The sequence below is a fragment of the Acidithrix sp. C25 genome (assembly GCF_904848545.2).
Genome location: NZ_CAJHCI020000010.1, coordinates 59,435 through 78,550, shown reverse-complemented (window position 1 = coordinate 78,550; position 19,116 = coordinate 59,435). Strand labels below are relative to the sequence as shown.

16 protein-coding genes and 1 pseudogene are annotated in these 19,116 nt (G+C 46.7%); 7 read left to right on the top strand and 10 right to left on the bottom strand.

The window, feature by feature from the left end:
• Window positions 1–27: 27 nt before the first annotated feature.
• The 6 genes from hrcA to ACIDITHRIX25_RS76185 all read left to right on the top strand — a co-directional run bounded on the left by hrcA (window position 28) and on the right by ACIDITHRIX25_RS76185 (window position 5,411).
• On the top strand, window positions 28–1,038 hold the full coding sequence (hrcA, locus tag ACIDITHRIX25_RS76210; protein ID WP_052606345.1) for a heat-inducible transcriptional repressor HrcA: 1,011 nt from the start codon (window positions 28–30) through the stop codon (window positions 1,036–1,038).
• A complete protein-coding gene (gene dnaJ / locus ACIDITHRIX25_RS76205) occupies window positions 1,039–2,160 on the top strand; it encodes a molecular chaperone DnaJ (RefSeq protein WP_052606346.1) in 1,122 nt (373 codons plus the stop codon).
• A gap of 17 nt (window positions 2,161–2,177) precedes the next feature.
• Window positions 2,178–2,906 (top strand): RsmE family RNA methyltransferase, encoded by a 729-nt coding sequence (locus tag ACIDITHRIX25_RS76200; RefSeq protein ID WP_201733006.1) that lies wholly within the window; start codon window positions 2,178–2,180, stop codon window positions 2,904–2,906.
• An 85-nt stretch (window positions 2,907–2,991) separates the two neighbouring features.
• A complete protein-coding gene (locus ACIDITHRIX25_RS76195) occupies window positions 2,992–3,573 on the top strand; it encodes a transcriptional regulator (protein WP_052606348.1) in 582 nt (193 codons plus the stop codon).
• Window positions 3,574–3,631: 58 nt separating this feature from the next.
• The gene (hemW, locus tag ACIDITHRIX25_RS76190; protein WP_249685763.1) at window positions 3,632–4,762 is read left to right on the top strand and encodes a radical SAM family heme chaperone HemW; all 1,131 of its coding nucleotides are present in this window, start codon (window positions 3,632–3,634) and stop codon (window positions 4,760–4,762) included.
• 25 nt (window positions 4,763–4,787) lie between these two features.
• A complete protein-coding gene (locus ACIDITHRIX25_RS76185) occupies window positions 4,788–5,411 on the top strand; it encodes a hypothetical protein (protein ID WP_052606350.1) in 624 nt (207 codons plus the stop codon).
• 379 nt (window positions 5,412–5,790) lie between these two features.
• Here the strand turns inward: ACIDITHRIX25_RS76185 and ACIDITHRIX25_RS76180 are convergent.
• The 10 genes and pseudogenes from ACIDITHRIX25_RS76180 to ACIDITHRIX25_RS76135 form a co-directional block, all read right to left on the bottom strand.
• Window positions 5,791–6,310, bottom strand: a pseudogene (locus ACIDITHRIX25_RS76180) (acetate uptake transporter).
• Between the two features lie 397 nt (window positions 6,311–6,707).
• Window positions 6,708–8,705, bottom strand: coding sequence for an acetate--CoA ligase (acs, locus tag ACIDITHRIX25_RS76175; RefSeq protein WP_201733002.1), 1,998 nt, complete (start codon window positions 8,703–8,705; stop codon window positions 6,708–6,710).
• Window positions 8,706–10,095: 1,390 nt separating this feature from the next.
• Window positions 10,096–11,067 carry a tyrosine-protein phosphatase gene (locus ACIDITHRIX25_RS76170; protein ID WP_052606352.1) on the bottom strand — a complete coding sequence of 324 codons (972 nt, stop codon included), beginning with the start codon at window positions 11,065–11,067 and terminating at the stop codon, window positions 10,096–10,098.
• A 1,042-nt stretch (window positions 11,068–12,109) separates the two neighbouring features.
• Window positions 12,110–12,613, bottom strand: a complete 504-nt coding sequence (locus ACIDITHRIX25_RS76165) for a pilus assembly protein TadG-related protein (protein ID WP_052606353.1) — start codon at window positions 12,611–12,613, stop codon at window positions 12,110–12,112.
• On the bottom strand, window positions 12,610–13,005 hold the full coding sequence (locus tag ACIDITHRIX25_RS76160; protein WP_052606354.1) for a hypothetical protein: 396 nt from the start codon (window positions 13,003–13,005) through the stop codon (window positions 12,610–12,612). The genes ACIDITHRIX25_RS76165 and ACIDITHRIX25_RS76160 overlap by 4 nt, the downstream gene beginning before the upstream one ends.
• A gap of 16 nt (window positions 13,006–13,021) precedes the next feature.
• Window positions 13,022–13,411 carry a hypothetical protein gene (locus tag ACIDITHRIX25_RS76155; RefSeq protein ID WP_052606355.1) on the bottom strand — a complete coding sequence of 130 codons (390 nt, stop codon included), beginning with the start codon at window positions 13,409–13,411 and terminating at the stop codon, window positions 13,022–13,024.
• Window positions 13,412–13,417: 6 nt separating this feature from the next.
• Window positions 13,418–13,657, bottom strand: a complete 240-nt coding sequence (locus ACIDITHRIX25_RS76150; RefSeq protein ID WP_052606356.1) for a hypothetical protein — start codon at window positions 13,655–13,657, stop codon at window positions 13,418–13,420.
• Between the two features lie 104 nt (window positions 13,658–13,761).
• Window positions 13,762–14,592: a type II secretion system F family protein gene (locus ACIDITHRIX25_RS76145; protein ID WP_052606357.1), complete on the bottom strand. Its 831-nt coding sequence runs from the start codon at window positions 14,590–14,592 to the stop codon at window positions 13,762–13,764.
• Window positions 14,589–15,305, bottom strand: a complete 717-nt coding sequence (locus tag ACIDITHRIX25_RS76140; RefSeq protein WP_201733001.1) for a hypothetical protein — start codon at window positions 15,303–15,305, stop codon at window positions 14,589–14,591. Before ACIDITHRIX25_RS76140 ends, ACIDITHRIX25_RS76145 begins: the two co-directional genes overlap by 4 nt.
• Window positions 15,306–15,488: 183 nt before the next feature.
• The gene (locus ACIDITHRIX25_RS76135; protein WP_152626082.1) at window positions 15,489–16,763 is read right to left on the bottom strand and encodes a TadA family conjugal transfer-associated ATPase; all 1,275 of its coding nucleotides are present in this window, start codon (window positions 16,761–16,763) and stop codon (window positions 15,489–15,491) included.
• Window positions 16,764–17,294: 531 nt separating this feature from the next.
• Here ACIDITHRIX25_RS76135 and ACIDITHRIX25_RS76130 point away from each other — a divergent pair.
• Window positions 17,295–19,037: an MFS transporter gene (locus ACIDITHRIX25_RS76130; RefSeq protein ID WP_052606361.1), complete on the top strand. Its 1,743-nt coding sequence runs from the start codon at window positions 17,295–17,297 to the stop codon at window positions 19,035–19,037.
• Window positions 19,038–19,116 lie beyond the last annotated feature (79 nt).

Here is a 19,116-nt window from a genome sequence, read left to right as displayed (position 1 = left end):
TCAAGATTTAGTCGTTAGGAGTCGAAATTGGGCTCTCATTCGGATGATAGGCGTGCGCGAATCTTACGTGCAGTTGTGGAAGGGTACGTTGGAACTGCTGAGCCAGTTGGTTCTGCCTATATTGTTGCAACTACCGATATTGCTGTATCGTCGGCCACAATTAGAAACGACATGAGTTTTCTAGAGAGTGAAGGATATCTTCGTCAACCCCATACCAGTGCCGGTAGAGTGCCCACTGAAAAGGGATATCGTCGCTACGTCGATGAACTTATGGGTGAAGCTGATGGTGGAAACAAGAGCGACCAGGTTTTGGGGTTTTTCAAATCTGCTCACTTGGAGATAGACGAACTCTTGGGCGCGACAACGACGCTATTGACGAATTTGACTAATTGTGCGGCAATTATTACAGGCCCCTCTCCGCAGCGTGCACAGATAATCTCCGTAAAGTTCGTAGGACTTGCCTCTAGGCTCGTTCTGGCTGTAGTGGTCGATGTAAATGGGTCGGTTGAGAAACGAGCTATCGAATGGCCCCTAGATGTCGATTACGGGCAACTTGAGCAGCTTTCAGAGGTTATGACCGACCATTTCAAGGAGAAGGAGCCTCATTCGGTCGATGAAGCTCCATATTTTGACGATCTTGACTTTAGTAATTTGGTTTCGCGTTGCTTTGTCGCAGTTAAAAGTGCAGTCGCCGACGCTGAGCGAGACGGTGTATTTATTGGAGGAGCCAGCACGGTGGCTGCTTCGTTTAATGCTCTTGAGACCGTGCGTGGAATAATTTCAATTTTGGAGCGTCATTATCTCGTGGTCTCGTTGTTGAGATCTGTGATCTCCACAGGGCAGGCGGTGGCTATTGGCTCCGAACACGGGCTTACCTCCTTGCGGGAGTGCGCAGTGGTTGCTGCCCCGTATTCGATAGATGGTATTCAAGTGGGAAGCGTTGGGCTCATTGGTCCAACAAGAATGAATTATGGTTCGGTGATCGGCGCTGTTCAGTTGGTCAGTGAGAACCTTGGGAAGAGACTTAGCGAGGGATAGATGGCAGCAGATTTTTATGAACTTCTTGGAGTTTCTCGTACCGCCTCAGATGATGAAATCAAAAAGGCATATCGCAAGTTAGCCCGTGAGCTACACCCCGATACCAATCCTGGTGACAAAGAGTCCGAAGAGCGCTTCAAGCAGGTCTCTAGGGCATATGAGACTCTTAGCAACGCTGAAAAGCGTAGAGCCTATGACGTCTATGGTGAAGGCGGAGCCTCACAAATGGGCGGTGACCCCAATGACTTCTTTGGACAAAGTGGATTCGGAGACATTTTCGAGTCGATGTTTGGTGCTGCTTTCGGAGGAAATGCCCGAACTTCAAGGTCTGGCGCATTGCGTGGTGAAGATATGCAAGTTAGCGTATCACTCACCTTTGAGGAAGCCGTATTTGGGGTTCATAAGGAGGTTTCGATTCGTGTGCCCGCTACCTGTACTACTTGTGGCGGCAATGGATCTAAGCCAGGAACCACCCCTACGATATGTCCCTCATGTCAAGGCGCAGGAAGCGTCAAGAAGATTGCCCAGACGATTCTAGGACGTATGGTTACGACAGTTGCATGCGATCGCTGTCGAGGAAATGGTCAGATTATTTCAACTCCATGCCAGGACTGTCGAGGTGACGGTAGAAGGACCGTGGATCGAACCTATACCGTCGATGTGCCACCGGGTGTGGATGATGGGACCACCTTACACCTGACAGGCAAGGGTGCTGCGGGAGGTCGGGGCGGGATGCCTGGAGACCTTTTTATTTCGCTGAGAGTTACACCAGATCCTCGCTTTACGCGAGAGCGAAACGACATCCATTCAGTCCTGCACATCAGTTACGTCCAAGCAGCGCTGGGGGTTGAACTCGAGGTTGAGACGATCGATGGTCTTGAAGGGCTGGTTATTCCAGGGGGAACTCAATCAGGGAAGCGTTTCACGATTCGTGGTAAGGGTGTTCCTCACTTAAGATCTCGTGGACGCGGTGACCATATCGTCACAGTCTCGGTTGACATTCCCACCGCGGTAAGCCACGAAGAAGAGACTCTACTTAGGCAATTGGCAACGGTAAGGGGAGATATAGTTGCTCATCACGAAGCTGGCCTTTTTTCGCGCATAAAGTCGGCACTTTTTTAATTAGTTGATTGATTGGTTTGGGCTATAAAATTTCAGATCCTCATTTGGTCTCTAAAGCGCACCTGATCGTAGACGATTTTAATGAGCCTTATCTCACTGAGCACGAGGCCCATCATCTTTTTGTGGTAAAGAGGCTCATAGAGGGTGATTCTGTTACCCTTTGTGATGGAAGAGGGACTGTAGTTCCCTGTCGAGTCGTTTGTAACCCAAGCGATCGAACAACTCGGCGCAATAAACGAGACAAGGTGCTGGTTCTCCAGACGGATGGTGATCGCTATTATCGTGATTTTTCAGCGCCAATCTTGGAGATGGTTCTAAGCGTTATTGATCCAGATCGGTTAGATATAGCTATCTCAAAGCTCACCGAATTGGGTGTAGCAAGAATTACCCTTGTTGAGGCTCATCGCTCGCGTTCTGTACCACAGCGTCTAGGTGAAGGTCGATTAGGTCTCGCCAGACTCACAAAGATCACAAGGGAGGCGGCCGGTCAATCCCGAAGCTTATATCTGCCCGAGCTTTCATTTGGTGACTATGACGCAGTTATGGATCGGGTGATCGTATGTGATATAGACGGAGAGGATCTAGTCCTTCCACCGTCTTCGGTCTTGATCGGTCCAGAGGGTGGCTTTGCTCCTGGTGAAATACCATCAACTGTTACGAAATGGCGTCTTCCTGGAAATGTACTGCGTGCAGAGACGGCCGCTTTAGTTGCAGCTTCATTGGCAATGGGAATGTTCCAAAATTAATCTGACATTGTTGTAATTTTGACGCCTAACGTGAGCTTTTTGCGCTAGTATCTTCACTAGTAACCACATAACCATGCGAAGAATTATGACGATAAGAGATGAAGAATTAGTAGACGGATACGCAGCAGCGGTTGGGTCGCGGCTTCGTTCGGTTAGAAAGCAAAAGAAACTTTCGCTCCAAGCTGTTGAAGCTATGTCGGAGCTGGAGTTTAAGGCGTCTGTTCTTGGTGCGTACGAACGGGGCGAGCGATCGATCTCTGTTCCGCGTCTTCAAAGACTGGCAGCACTATATGATGTACCGATTGATCAACTCTTACCTAAGGATCCGTTCACTTTAAATTTACCACCGAGTGAATTCCGTTCTGGTGAGATTAATTCGGCGGATCTGATTCTTGATCCTATGATGCAGCCAGAGGTGACCTATCGTCGTTCGTCGCCGACTGAGACAAAAGTTACGATTGATCTAAATCGTCTTAATGAAGTTTCAGGACCTGAGCGTGACGTCTTGAAACGGTATCTTGGAATGATCCAGGTTCAGAGGCAAGATTTCAACGGTCGAATGATTACGATTCGAACCGACGACCTTCGGGTGATCGGATGTATCTTTGAGCTCACTTTAGACCAGATGAGTGCGCGTCTAGATGAACTCGGTTTAAGGCGTTATTGATTGAATTTTTTGAATTCAAGGCTATCGTTTCGTTCGAGGCGATAGCCTATTTGTCGTGATGGGTCTGTATATTCATGTTCCTTTTTGTATCTCTAGGTGCGAGTATTGTGCCTTTGCAACTTGGTCCGATCGTTTTGATTCCATGGATAGGTACCTAGAGGCTCTCGCAATAGAACTCTCCGAGGCCGGTAGCGGCCTTGTCTTCGGCACTGTATTTTTTGGTGGCGGCACTCCCAGCCTTCTTTCCCTTGAAGCCTTATCTAAGATAATGGCAATGATCTCTCTCTCGCCGGGTGCTGAAGTTACCATTGAAGCCAATCCAGAGTCTTTGGCCGATGAACCCGCAGATTATCTGAAATTAGGGATCAATAGGGTTAGTGTGGGGGTCCAATCGCTTAGCGACACCGAGCTAAAGCGTCTAGGTCGCGATCATCGATCATCGACTGCTAGAGCGGCTCTTGGGCGACTCTCTAATAGTGGACTTTCCTACTCGGTTGACCTTATGTATGGTGCTGTCGGGGAAGACTTTGGATCCATCGAAGGGTCGATTGCTCAGATAATGGAGGTAGAGTGCCCTCCGGATCATATCTCCATCTATGGTTTGACAGTTGAAGGCGGTACCCGACTCGCTGCTAAAAAAGAGATGCATCCTGATGACGATGATCTAGCTTGGAAGTATTTGGTGATTTGTGAGATCTTGGATGGTTTTGGCTTTGTTGACTATGAGGTCTCTAATTTCGCACGAGCGGGTCACTACTCAAAGCACAATTGGAGCTATTGGATGCAGGGTCGATATTTAGGAGTTGGACCAAGTGCTCACTCTTTTATTGGAGATGAACGTTCCTGGAATATCAGAGATTCCCTGAGGTGGATCGCCTCGATATCAAATAAAAAGAGTGCGAAAGCGGGCTCTGAGCGCCTAGATGTTGAAACCGCAAAGTTTGAAGGATTGGGCCTCTTGCTTCGTACGGTATTAGGAATTCCGTCCCAGACGTTTGAGATGGAAAACGTTCCCGAAGACCTCTATAGCCTAACCGAAGACCGGCGATTGGTGTTGACGCCTAAAGGACGTCTGCTTCACAATCAGCTGGTTGGATTTATAGACACATCGAAGATTACAATAGAAGAGCTAAACGAATTTCAAGGTAGGCGTCTTGAGGATATCTTGTCCTTTTCGAGCAGTCGCTGACCGAAAATTCCAAAGGACACTTGTAATGCTTTCAAAAAAAATCGCTATGGACATAGGAAATCACCTAGTCCAGTTGGATTTCAATAATTCGCAGGGCGTTAACGAGATGCTTGTGCTCCTTGAGAACTGTTTTTTTGAAGTAGGCGTCGGCGACGATTTAGGGATCTTTAGTTTTCTCGTACGTGCCTTTGATCGAATTGTGGCAATGGACGCACTTGTAGTTGCAAGGGCAATCTCTTCTAATGTGAATAATGGCTATGTGGGCGAGTCTTTGAAATTTACTTCAAGTCAAGAGTATTTAATTGAAGACCTATCAACTCTCTTGATTGAGACCAGAGGCCTTCTAGAGCCAGTAATTGATCCGAGAAGCCAAAGGGAAGCCGTAAATCTATTCAGCAATATATTGCTTGATATCCGCTACAATAAGCCACAAGGGGTCGTGAAGGCTCTCGCTAAGTTGCTCGTGTTGGATGGCGTCGGAAACTTCGTCGATAGCATCAGCGTGATCCTTGAACACGTGGATGCTTTGCCAGGTGTCGACGAAAGTGGGGTGGTCTTTACTGATCTGTCGTCGTTGAGGGTAAAGTTACGCGAGGTACTTTCAGGGGGTCCATTCGAAGCTCTCATAGTAGAAGTGGCCAGAGGTTAGTATCGATTTGGCTGACGACTCTTAGGCAAAGGTTCATTCAAAATAGTAGATACATGGTTGGACTGATCTTTGGCTAGCCCAGTTGAGGCACTGACATATAATTAGCGGGAATCTACTCTTGGGTAAGCTCAAATGGTGCCCTTTGAATGTTTGTTGTCATCGCAAATATGGCTTGACCTGTTTTCAATTCAGCGTATGATTTTTGCAATTTTATTGTCCGCGATGGAATAGATGAGGTCGAATTTACTAAAATTCGCTTTGCATTTAATTAAATTGTAAGCCCCAGAATCCCAAGGGGAGAAATCGCCTTAAGATTCTGGGGCCGTACTTTTATAGGGCATTAGATCAAGCTGAGCTGATCAATTTGGCAAAGTTACAACTATTTCTTGAATGGGAATAGTGGAAATATAGGTTTACCCAATGTCGTATTAGCGATATTCGCCATTGCTCCGTACCACGCCAAGATAGCGGTGATGATTCCGAAGTAGCCACCAATCTTGGTTGTCCCACTGCTGTTTCCGAATGCACCTAGCGTCAAGAAGATAAAGGTGATAGTAAGGACTACGAAGATCGCAGCCAGTACACCATTGGTCCCAAAGGATGCAACGAGCAAGATGACGGTAAAGATGGTCCAAGCAAGAAGGAATAGGCCGGTTGCTTTGTTAGCGTCACTTGCAGGAAGGCCGCCAGCTACGTACTTGACATAGTAGAAGAAGGCGATCCAGAATGCGCCATGAGGTGAATGCAACCGCTCCAAAAACATTGTTGCGTTTGAATTCCCACATTCCAGCGAGGATCTGAGCTGTACCTCCGTAGATGAGTGCTAGTGGTAGCACGACGGCGGTTAGCTTGGCATTGAGGATCCCGGCATTAAAGATGCTTAGCACAAAAGTTGTCATAGCGAAGGCCGCAAGTCCTAACGGACCTGGGTCTGCGATTGTAGGCGTATTATCTGCCATTATTTTTTCTCTGTCCTTTCTGACAAAGTTTCTTCCCCCAATATGACCGCTCTTTCTCTTTATCGCGGCCAATCCCAGGTTCGAGTTGTTCGAGCTTTGTGATTTTGTGCGATTTGAGCTGCTAGTAGTCCCTCTAAGAATTACTCCTATGGACCACTAACCAAGAGCGGTCGATCGATCTTGGCAAAAATCCTTGATCGATCTCATAAGGAAAATCATTGAATTCGTCAAAGACCTTTTGGTTTTTGTAGAACCCCATTGATTTTCCTTATGAAGTGACGACTGCTGCGCATATTTTGTATACGTTTTGAGTCGTCGTTGTCTCTCGAGTAGTTCTTTACTCTTGAGAAGCTTGGCTAGCTGCTGCAGAATTTGCGCGATCGGCTATCTCTCGAACAACATCTGCATTGGCTAAGGTCGTTACGTCGCCGAGCTTTCGCTGCTCGGAAATGTCTCTTAGTAGGCGTCGCATTATCTTACCCGAACGTGTCTTTGGAAGTTCATCGGTGAAGACAATTGAAGCAGGGCGAGCTATCTTACCGATCTTGGTGGCTACGTGCTCTCGAAGCTCAGCAAGTAGGTCGTCATTGCCAACGACGTTACCTTTTAGGGTAACAAACGCAGCGATTGCCTGTCCAGTGGTGGCATCTGCCCGTCCGACGACTGCAGCCTCAGCTACACTTTGGTGATCGACAAGGGCCGACTCGACCTCAAGGGTGGAGATTCTGTGGCCAGAGATATTCATGACGTCATCGACTCGACCAAGTAGCCAGTAGTAGCCGTCGGTGTCACGCTTAGCACCATCGCCGGCGAAATAGACCCATTTGTTCTCTTCTGGCTTGGAGAAGCGTCCCCAATAGACATCTTTGAAGCGCTCTGGGTCACGATATATCGTGCGCAACATTCCAGGCCATGGATGAGTTAGGACCAGATAGCCACCGCCGCCCAATGGAACTGAGTTTCCTTCGTCGTCAACGATGTCGGCACCGATTCCCGGTAAGGGAACTGTAGCCGACCCAGGCTTGGTGGTAGTTACTCCAGGTAGTGGTGAGATCATTATGTGGCCAGTTTCAGTCTGCCACCAAGTGTCAACGATGGGGCAGGTGCCGTTTCCGATGTTCTCGTTATACCAGATCCAGGCCTCTGGGTTGATTGGCTCGCCAACGGTCCCAATGACTTTGAGGCTGGAGAGATCATGCTTGGCTGGGTATTCGGTTCCCCACTTCATGAAGGTGCGAATTGCTGTAGGGGCGGTGTAAAACTGATTCACCTTGTACTTGGCGATAATCTCCCAGAAACGATCCTTGTCAGGAAAATTGGGAACACCTTCGTAGATTACGCTTGTGCAACCATTTGCCAAGGGGCCATAGACGATGTAGGTGTGACCTGTAACCCATCCAATGTCTGCGGTGCACCAATAGACATCGTCTTCTTTTACGTCGAAGACATTTTTATGGGTGTAGGCAGCTCCGACTAGGTAGCCACCGGTCGCGTGTTGAATTCCCTTTGGTCGCGCAGTTGTGCCCGAGGTATAGAGAATGAAAAGCGGATCTTCTGAGTCGGTCTCAGTAGCTGCTTTTTCTGTCGATTGATCTGCGACTAGGTCGTGATAGAAGATATCGCGGCCGTCAACCATGTTTACTTTGGCGCCAGTGCGTGCTACTACGACGACATTGGTTATGGTTGGTGTCTCTTCGATCGCTGCATCTGCATATTCCTTGAGCGCTACGCGGTTTCCGTTTCGCCAAGATTCATCACATGTAATTAGTATTTTTGCTTCGGCATCATTGATACGGTCTCTTAGGGAGTCTGAGCTGAAGCCACCAAATACTACTGAATGGGTTGCGCCCAGGCGAGCAGAGGCAAGTAGTGCTATGGGAAGTTCTGGAATCATTCCCATGTATATGGCGATTCGATCGCCCTTTTGAATACCTAGGCTCTCTAGACCATTGGCTAGCTGATTGACTTCTTTGTAGAGGTCGGAGTAGGTTATGACCCGGGAATCACCAGGCTTGCCCTCAAAGTAGTAGGCGACCTTGTCGCCGTTTTTTTCCAAATGGCGATCGAGGCAACTTTCGGTAACGTTTAACTTTGCATCTACAAACCACTTCGCGAATGGTGCGTTAGACCAGTCAAGCGTCTGGGTCCATGGTGTTCGCCATGAGATGTTTGCTGCTTGACCGTCCCAGAAACTTACGTAATCGTCCCCCTCGGCGTAGATTGATTGCGAATTGATGTTGGCTTGCGATTTGAACTCTTCGGACGGAGTAAATTTTCTTTGTTCGTCCATGAGAGCCTCAATTGTTACCGCATGCTCTTCCGGTAACTCAGGCATAGCTTCCCCCTTAACATTGTGACAAACTTCATACAAAGTTGAAGCGACACGATAATAGGCATTTAATGGTCGCGATGTCCAAACGAAGCAAATAATTCTTATATTTGTTGTTTTCGGATGATTGATCTTGATTTTATGGGTATCATGTATTCTCCCTTTGGCGAAGGATTGCGATTTTCTCTAATTCGTGTTCAACTGTGACCATTGGTGCCCAGGCGATAGCGTGCATATCTTCTCCTCGGATTGGCGCTTATGGGATTTATGTTTGCCTCTCGATCGGACCATTGCGGGATTGGTCCTGTCTAAGATTGTGGCGACGCCTAAAGCACTCCTAGAGAAGCAGGAGACGTCTACCAAAACCATTCGGGCCTTTTAATTTATATAAGCAATTTCAAGCAGATCTTTTTCAAGCTAAGGCGAAATCTTCAAAGCCAATCCAAGAGATAGGCCACGGCTGTTCAAGCGCTATTTAGAGTGAAAGCGTACTTTAAGTACCCAGGGGATTTTTGATGAAAATTTTTTGTTGCAAGAGTTTCGCGCAATCTCCTATCGCATGAGGTAGGCCGGGTACGGTCGAAATTGACGATGGAGCCCGGTGTTTTATGGACATGTTTTGCGCTTCAATATGGAAAGTCCGAGAGGGATCGGTGACGAGCGTAGAGGAATCTTCTTATATTGCAACGTTTATTTGCAACGTTGCAATCAAATTAGGACGTTCAAGGGAGACTTTAAGGCTATGTCTAACAATTGTTTGAGATGTTCGTGCCAAGGGTCTGAAGTTTTTAAGAGATTGTGGACGAGGAATTTTTAGCCATTTTTACTGTCCTGCTTAGCCTCTAATGTTAACATTTGAAATGGATCTTATCAATCTGTCAGGATTAATATATACCTCGAATTGTCGTCTTGATGAGATCAAAAGTTTGGATTAGATGCAATCAATTTAGCATATCGTTGACCAATTAGTTATAAATTATTAAAAGGTACGCTAAGCCATCAATTTATGGGTGGATTGAGTTAATAAACGTCGTAGCGAACGGATTTTTAGGTCTATGACTACATTAATGGATCTTGATAAAATGGGTGTAGGTTCAAGAGATATGAGTTATTGATTGTTGAATTTAAGCCGGACTTGCAGTTATTTCCTAGCTTACATATTAGAGATTGCGATTTAGTACTTTATTCCGTTCTCTTCGATCTAGTGAATGCAATGGATTTTGTTTTGGCTCGTTAGCTTTCAGAGGCTAGGTAGTGGTAGCTGATCGTTAGTCAGACACTTATCGTCAGTATTTGCGAGGTAGCACCGCTATTCTAAGCGGGTATCGCCAGTATAGAGGTAAAACTTCACTTGCTATCGTGTTTATCTAATTTGGATATGGGAGAGATGATAGGACTATAAATTGGGATTATCTATCGTTTCAGCAGCCTCGATTAGTTCGTCAAATATTGACTCTAATGCCTCGTATGGTGCTGATAGATATGGCTTGAAGTTTTGTATATCAATTGAATGTTCCAAAAAATGTGGTTCAAGCGTTTTCATTCGAAGCGGAGTTCTGTATCTATTTGAAAGTAAAAAATCATGGAAGATCGTCTCTTGATCTACTCCGAAACTAAGTTGAATTAGAGCAGCTAAAATACCGGTTCGGTCTTTCCCTGCGGTGCAATGGAAGATCACGTTGTCCTGTTCGTTTGCGATGATTGCGCTTGCAACCCCGAGGAGGTCATCAAGGTGAGTGTCGACGATGGATTGGTACATTTCACACATGTGGTTATCGTCAAGACCAGATAGCTTGCCAGCTAGGATTTCTGGCAAAGCATCGCTTAGATCTGCAATTGTGCTAGTGATGGGTACTTCGATAATTTCGATCTCTGACGACTTCAATAGTCGAGTGGGACTTAATTCGCGTTCTTGATCCCGGCGTAGATCGTAGATAGTCGAGATCTTTAGCTCGCTCAAGACTTTAAGATCTGATTCAGTTAGATTGGCAAGATTGTCACTTCTAAAATATCGCCGCCAAGGCATATGTATACCTTTGAGACCAGCGTATCCCCCAGCGTCTCTGAAATTTGTGGCACCTTCCAGCTTTATGTGGCGCATGGCTAGCTCTTGGCTCTTGCCGTCACTGAATTCAAAGTTGAAGATCGTCATATGGTCAATCGGTGCTTCAAACTTGAGTTCGATTGATTCGAATTTGGTCAGACTAATTATTTCAGTTGTCATCAATCCAATTTGACCCTGGCGTATGGTTCTTAGCAGTACTTTAGGATCGTCGATGAAGGAAAAGAGTCTAAGGCTATTCTGGTTATTATTGGTGTAATTTTCGTACAGATATACAGAAGTGTTCTGGCTATTGATGATTAGCATTGATCAGCTCTTTCTGTCTAATCTTTTTGACGCCATCCCAACAAGGTGGCTTTATCTTTACTTTCGATCCTAACGCCGAGTTGAGATTTTGGGTGATGTTAGGGGTTGATCACTTGAAAGTGTCGCTGAGGTGGATCTTTGATGGCGCTATGTAACCTTTTGAGATCCTCACCTCCATAGTAGCAAAAAAGAGTTACTTGGTTGTCGATGCCCCCTTTGCGATCCAGAAATAAGGGATAACCCTAAGGCGAGATGTTCTAGGTTATTTAATATTCTTTGGGGATTCGGATCTTGTCGATAAGCGGTTTTACTTCAGTTGGTGGAGGTCGACTACAGAGGGTTAATTGTTGTGCTAGTAGGGCCTATAAAGCGCCAGAGGCGGTGCACGGAGTTCATTTGGCTAGGGACATTAAGAGACAGACCTGTTTGGTCTTCATCCTTAACCGCCAGCCTTTTTTACAAATTGGGCTATTGCTCTACCGACTATATATCGGAGAATTCAGATTGTAAGGTTGGCAATTGTGCGCTGTTGGCTTGTCTGTGATTGGAGTTATTCTCCGATCAAATTGCTTTGGGTAAGACTGGTGAATTGATTTCTTCTTTTTCTTTTCAAAGATGGGTTTTATGGCTGATGCTCGGGTTTAGTGCAGCGTTGGCGTAGATTATCCTCTTCCAGCTGGGAATGCCGATCTTCTTCCTCGCAGTTACGATGGCCTTAGAGATATAGCCTGGCGTAGCGGTGCTCAATTGTTGATTTGATCACGATGTTTTAGGTTTCTGCGCGACCTCTATCACCAAAAGGAGTGCACTGATCGCAATTTTTACGGTTTGAAATGTTTTTCCAGTTTGTAGAAGCCATCGAATTATTGATATTGCTAATTGGATCGCTTGTTAATCTGGGATATAGAAGATTAATGTTAAAGGTAATAGATGTTAATCTTAATTTATTTAAATTATCGACTCATACGTAAGTAGTGCGAAAGATCTTTGTTTTACTTAGGTATTTGAGAATCGTGGATTAAGCAAATGTGATTTAGCTTGATTAGCAATTTGGTATTGTTACCGGTTGATTGTTAACGGGGTTGGGTAAATATGCAACCGTTTTCGAGGTGATTGTCGGAGCGATGCTCGATAGTATTCCAGCAAATGCAGGTAAGGAGACAGATGCAGTTGCGTTGACACAAATAGAGGAGGCGCTCGAAAGGAAGTTGTAGGCGATTATTCGATAACCGTGACCTTGGTGATTATTTAATGATTGCCACAAAAATTGAGCGCTAGCGTTCCGATCGATTTCTATCGTGCCATTTTGATAATAGAGAGATTTGTTGACTGTGTTAGCTGCTTCTGTGGCCGCAACCTCAACTCTATTTTGAAGCTGTGTTTTTGCCATGTAAAGGTAATTTAGATCGATCAACAGTCCCGCGAGGGTGATGGCAACCACAGCAATGGCTGGTGCGAGGATTATGATCGAGCCGCGATCTTCATCTCGGTCACAGAAGGTGGTGGCAGCTGATCTACATAATCTTCGAAGTCGGCTACGTTTCATGGACAGCCCTTCGAGATACCAAGGTTGGACGTGGACGACGACGTAATCGGAATTATGGCGATCAAGGGATTGGAGATAGAGATCGTGAAGGTCTCAAGAGTGCAGCCCCCGTAGGTCATATTGGTATTTACGTTGAGCGTTGAAGATGAGATGCCCAACTGCTGTAGATAGCTGGCCGCTAGGGTAAAGCTTTCGCTCTGGCTCAGAGGCGTTTGTCTTATTTGAGCCGTTCTCACCAAGTTACGCAACGTCTGTGAGATGCCGCTTGAGTATTTCTGGGTTACCGACGTGATCGCGAATATATAGCTGGAGAAGCCGAGAACTATTACTAGCGCGATGATGGCTAGGGCTACATCGATAACGCCCGATTCATCTTTTGCAATTGCATACATTCATTACTCCTCTTTGTTAGTTGGTTATTGTGGCACGTGAGCTTATGGACGAACTGACTATATTTCCGAGGGAAAATATCAACGGAACACTGCACTGTATCGCTACCGTGACGTTCATTGGTGCTTTTGTCGTTTCATTTAGGGCACATTGCTTTGCTAACGACCCGAGATCGGCCTTGGCGGTATCTAGGATCGTTGCTCGGGAAAGATAGCCATTTTGGTAGTCGATTCCGGCAAAGAGTCTTGCAGTATCTTGAGCTACCGCAAGCGAGCGGATACGGGTATCAGCTATCCTGGCCAGGTAGACGATTGCCTGAAGGATCAAGAGTGCGACAAGAATTCCAGCTATCGAACTAATGATTCCCGTACCGCTCTCGGAGGAGATTGCTTGCTTGGGATCTTTCAAGTGAGGTTATTGTCCTAACTTTGCAACTTGGGCATTTATGGTGTTGGTCGCAGTTCCCATGGTTGCTTTGAAGGCAACCCATAGGATTACCCCAAGAAAGGCGAAGATCAGGACCGCTATTGCTGCAGAGACGACGCCTTCTCCGGCTTCGTCAAAGTCGTAGCGATCTCTCCACTGAGAAAGCCAATGAACTCCGTCTCCGACCAAAAGGGTTATTTTGATTATTGTTTGATTTATTAGTGACATAGCGACTCTCAATCTTTTGTGTGCGGTGCATACCTTTGGAAGTTGGTTACTGGAGGCGTTCTGGGCGCGATAGTTTTTCAAAGTTGAATTCGAGAGGTGGTTTACTATCCGCTCACGGTGCGGAGTATTGAGAGGAAAGGAATAAATATCAGGATGATGCCTGGTACCAATGCAGCGATTGTGATTGGAATCCAAATTTTTTGCGAGTTTTTTTCCATTAGGGCGAGTGCTTGACGATGTGCATCGACCCTTTGCGATTGAGCCTCATGTCTGGCAGCCCTAGGTAAGTTTCCGCCCCAAAGTCCGCTCTCTAAGATGATACAAAACCGATGTAGAGAATCTGAATTGAATGTGATCTGTAAGATGGCGAGGGCCTCGGAGAGTTCGACTCCACTGGCGAGGGAGAGATTTAAATCTTCAAACAGTGCTCTGCATGCGATGGTTGAGTTTTTGGACAGCCGTGCTATTGCAGATGTGATTGATAGTCCTGCGGAGAGGTATACAGCCATCTTTTCGATATCCAATGCAAGATTTGCATCGATCGCTTTTGTGATTTTAGCTTTTCGGAGTTGGTCATTTACGACTGGGAATGCTACCGCCAAAGTTAGGCCAGATAAAAAGGCTAAGAACGACAAGACAGAGACCGACCAGGACCTGCTCAGAATTGACAGAACGAACAGTCCTATTGTGGCCAAAGCTATGTGAGGTGTGTAGTTGGCTTTTAGCCATCGACTCCGTGCAGTTAATCCCTCTATGAGATCTTTCGAGGAACTATGGCCTTTCAAATTGATTGAGGGCGCACTTTGTTCTGCTATCCAATGGCGAGAGATTCGTTCTTTGGCGGATCGGTTTTTTTGATAATAAACTGATATGGTGATTCCACCTCCGATGCCCGATGAGATTGTCGCTAATGCAGCTGGAATGGATGGATTCATTCTGGAAGTACCGCCTCTTTTGTCTTTAGAGTTGCATACAGGCGCTTGGGATCCGACAGACGGCTTGCCCAAACCCACGTTGCTATCAAAACCAAAAGCGATAGGACAAGACCGAGTTGACCGAGCGAACTTTGGTAGGGCCCTGTCCCTGCTATTGCGCTTCCTGCGCCAAGCATTCCCAAAGGCACGATTATTACGAAGTATTTTGCGAACCGAACTCCTGCTAGGCGAGCCTCATATTCGCTTTGACGATCCCATTCGGCTTGTCTATCTTCTTGTAAGTCTGAGATCAGTGTCATAAGATCTGACCCTGGAGCGTCTTTGGCGACACTCAGAAGTTCAGTGACTATCGAGGTGCCGCTGTCATTTAGACCCTTGGACAAGATGGCAAGGGCTGAGTCGAAAGAGCCAGTAATTGAGAAGTTCCGTTCGGCTTGGTGAAAAAACTTCGATATCGTGGGCGGCGCTGATTTGCCAGATGAAAAGAGTGCGTTCGGAAGCGGTGCGCCCATTGTGCCGATGCGTAGTTGAAGCTCGGAGAGGATTAGTGGCCAGCTTCTAAGTGCATCAACGCGGATCTTTGTCTCTTTTTTGATCTTTAACCCACGGACACCGCCTAATGCCGTGATCGCAAATACAATCGATCCAAGGATGGGGCTAGAGGACAAGGAGAGGGCAGTTCCGGTTGCAAAGATTGAGAGTGCAAAGATCAAAGAGAGTTCACCCGTGCTAAATGTTGACAGTAGAACGTTGACCTTTTCGACTATTTTTTCCTGGTGACCCTGTTTTCCTTGGGTTTTTTCGCATTGGAGTGCGCAATTATGACGGTTGATGCACCAATGAAAGCGATCCCGCTGGCTAGAGTCGTCAGCTCCTTTGTGTTAAAGCGTCCTGGATTAATCATTCAAGAGCTCTTCCATGGTAATGTCAATCCCTTTGTTTCTGCTCTTTTGTCTGAGCCTTTGGGGGAGGAGGCCGCTGGGCACCAACTTATTGTCGACAAGTTCAAAGATCGTGGAAGTTGTGAAGGAATTTGAGTCGACTCCACCGTTGGGATCTTCAACCGCCACAATCTCAGTTACTTTGGGGACACCGTCAATTCGATTTGCATAAACCACTAGGTCGACGGCGTCCGAAACCATTTGAGTGACCGCGCTAAAGGGCATTTGGAAGCCTCCGATTTGGATTAGCAGTCTCAGTCGAGAAAGCGCCGCCCGCGCCGAGGTGGCGTGGATGGTCGTATATCCAGGTACCCCTGATGATAGGGTGAGTATGAGAGGTAGCGCCTCTTTGTCTCTAACCTCTCCCACGATCGCAAAGTCTGGTGACATTCGCAAGAAGCCTGCAACTAAAGTTCTAAGGTCGATTCCGTTTCGATCACTTCTTGTGGGTCGGCTTTGGAGATGTGCAACATTGGGCAGTTCAACTAGAGTTTCTAGGACCTCTTCGGCGATGGTAACTCTCGTCTCAGGTGGCAACTCACCTACCAAAGTCCCCAAAAGTGTAGTTTTGCCGGATCCTGGTGGCCCCGCAAAGATAATGGTCGATCTGGCCTCTTGCGCTTTCAATAGAAAGCGAGCAGCAGAAGCTGAGAGCATCTGCCGTTTGATCAGCTCTGATATATTACGAATTGGCAGGCCCGTAAATTTCCGGATATTTACGATAAGTGACCCTTCTTTGGTAAGGTCGGGATGCACTATGTGTAACCTGGCGCCCTGGGCTAATTGCACGTCTTGGAGACCATCAGCTGGTTCTAGCTTGCGCTGATTTAGGCCATTTTCCGAGAGAATTCGCGCGATAGTTCTTCGCAGGTGCTCTGGGTCATGAAAGCTTTCATGGTGGAAAGTGGTTCCTCTGCCATGTCGTCGAATGAAGATTGAATCGTGGGCGTTGATCATGATCTCCCAAACAGAATCGTCGGCGAGAAGGCTATCAATCGGGCCATAGCCAACAATGTTGGATTCAATCCGTCCCGATATATGCCGCTTAGAGTCGTCAGTTAATGGTCTGTGCGAGTTTCGCTGTTGCCAAAGGTCGATCTCTTGGTTTATGATCCCTACCAGCCTCGGGCGATTTGAGACTATCGTGACGTCAATATCGTTCTCATGTGCAATGAGTTGAACTGATCGCTCGATCTCCTGTAGTGGAGTTTGGGTGCTTATTATTGTCAATTTATAACTCCCTGAATAAGATCCCAAGGATCCAAATGTTCTCCTAGCGGGAACCCGGAGATCCTGGATGGTTCATTTTGGATCTGACATCTAGCGATGATCGTGCCGACATCGACGATTTTTCGGGACCAAGTTTTAGATCAAAAGGGGATTTAACCGATAGATTTAGCATCGAACAGAGTTTTGGCTTGTGCAAGTCTTCTTATTTGCTCAAGTTGTCATTTTTGGCCGTGCGGTTTTTCAATAGAGATCAAGGAGAAAACTGGCTTTTCTGTTTTGAAGCTTGTGGATATACGCCTTGATGACGCTTGGACCCTGTCCGGTCGATTCGAAAATTGATATCAACCAAGCATGATTCACAGTGACTGGAGCGACCTGCTTTGTCGATTACTTAAATATATATCAAACAAGTCCGATAAAGGGTGTTAACATTCGAAATAACTCAAAAAATTTTAGTGATAGATCAAGAGTTTGTTTAGTTGCATGTAACATGCAACTAAAATAAGATAAAAACATATAATTAGGAGCATTATGAAGATTGTTGATAAAGCACCTGAACCAGGTGGTGACGGTCAATCTAAGCAAGAACGGCGTTACCAATGGATGGTTCTCTCCAACACAACTTTGGGCGTCTTTATGGCTTTTTTAAATTCGTCCATCGTAATAATTGCACTTCCTGCAATCTTTAGAGGAATCAAGCTCAACCCCTTGGCGCCTAGTAACGTAAGTTATCTTCTTTGGATGCTTCTTGGATTCTCGGTCGCCTCTGCTGTTCTGGTGGTTTCGCTAGGTCGATTGGGTGATATTCTCGGACGAGTACGCCTTTATACTTTGGGCTTTCTAATCTTTACCCTGGGATCTATTGCCTTAGTGGTGACTCCAGGTAGCGGATCCAGTGCGGCCCTTTACCTTATAATTATGCGAGTCGTCCAAGGAATTGGTGGCGCACTTCTCTTTGCGAATTCAAATGCAATCTTGGCGGATGCTTTCCCGCCATCGCGCCGGGGTACGGCACTTGGAATTAATCAAGTTGCCGGTCTCTCTGGAGCTTTCCTTGGTCTGATTGTGGGCGGTCTTTTGGCGGATGTCAATTGGAGGCTCGTCTTTGGTGTCTCGGTCCCATTTGGTATTTTTGGAACCGTTTGGGCATATTATAAGTTGAAGTCTTCGGCACCGCGTAGACAGATCAAGATTGACTATCTAGGTTCAGGCCTCTTTGCAGGTGGCCTCATTTTGATCCTCATCGCGATCACATACGGAATTCAGCCTGCCCCTGGCCACACAATGTCATGGGCAACTCCGACGATTCTGGCAGAGTTTGCAGCTGGATTCATCTTGCTCGGTCTATTTTTCTACACCGAGACCAAGGTTGAAAATCCCATGCTTCAGATCTCGCTCTTTAAGATTAGAGCTTTCGCGGCTGGAAACGCCGCGAACCTGATGGCAGCTATTGGACGAGGTGGCCTTCAATTTATGCTGATCCTGTGGTTGCAAGGGATCTGGTTGCCGCTGCACGGCTATAGCTTTGCCCGCACCCCTCTGTGGGCCGGTATCTACATGTTGCCTCTTACTGTAGGGTTTTTGGTAGCCGGGCCGGTTTCAGGCTTCCTTTCAGATCGCTTTGGCGCGAGGTTATTTGCGACGCTGGGAATGTTGGTGGCCGCGATCTCTTTTTTCCTTCTGATTCTTCTTCCGACCAACTTCACTTACTGGGTCTTCGCGCCAATTCTGGTCTTAAATGGGATCGGATTTGGCCTCTTTGCGGCCCCCAATAGCTCGGCGGTAATGAATAGTGTGCCAGCTAACGCTAGAGGGACTGCCTCTGGGATGTTGGCTACTTTGACCAACACGGGGCAGGTGCTTTCAATCGGTATATTCTTCTCCCTTATGATTGCCGGAATATCCTCGACCCTGCCTGGTCAGCTATATTCGGGGTTGAGAAGTTCGGGAGTCGGTATTCATAAGGCGGCATACATCGCGCACCTGCCCGCAGTCGCCTCATTGTTTGGCGCATTTTTAGGATTCAATCCTATAAAGACGCTTCTCGGCTCCTCGCTGTCAAGTCTGCCTGCTCACACCGTTGCAACGCTAACTGCTAAGAGTTACTTTCCGACCTTGATATCCAACTCCTTTAAGCATGGAATTACTATCGCCTTTAGCTTTGCTCTTGCACTATGTTTATTCAGTGCCATTGCGTCGTGGATGCGAGGTTCGACCTTCGTTCATGAGGATGCACATAATGATTTGAATGATGAGCCAAAGCCTGTTCAATAAAGATCCTCTTCAAAAAAGACGAGAACTTACCCATTTCTCATTGACTACACAACGATCTAAAAGGAGCGTGGTCAATGAG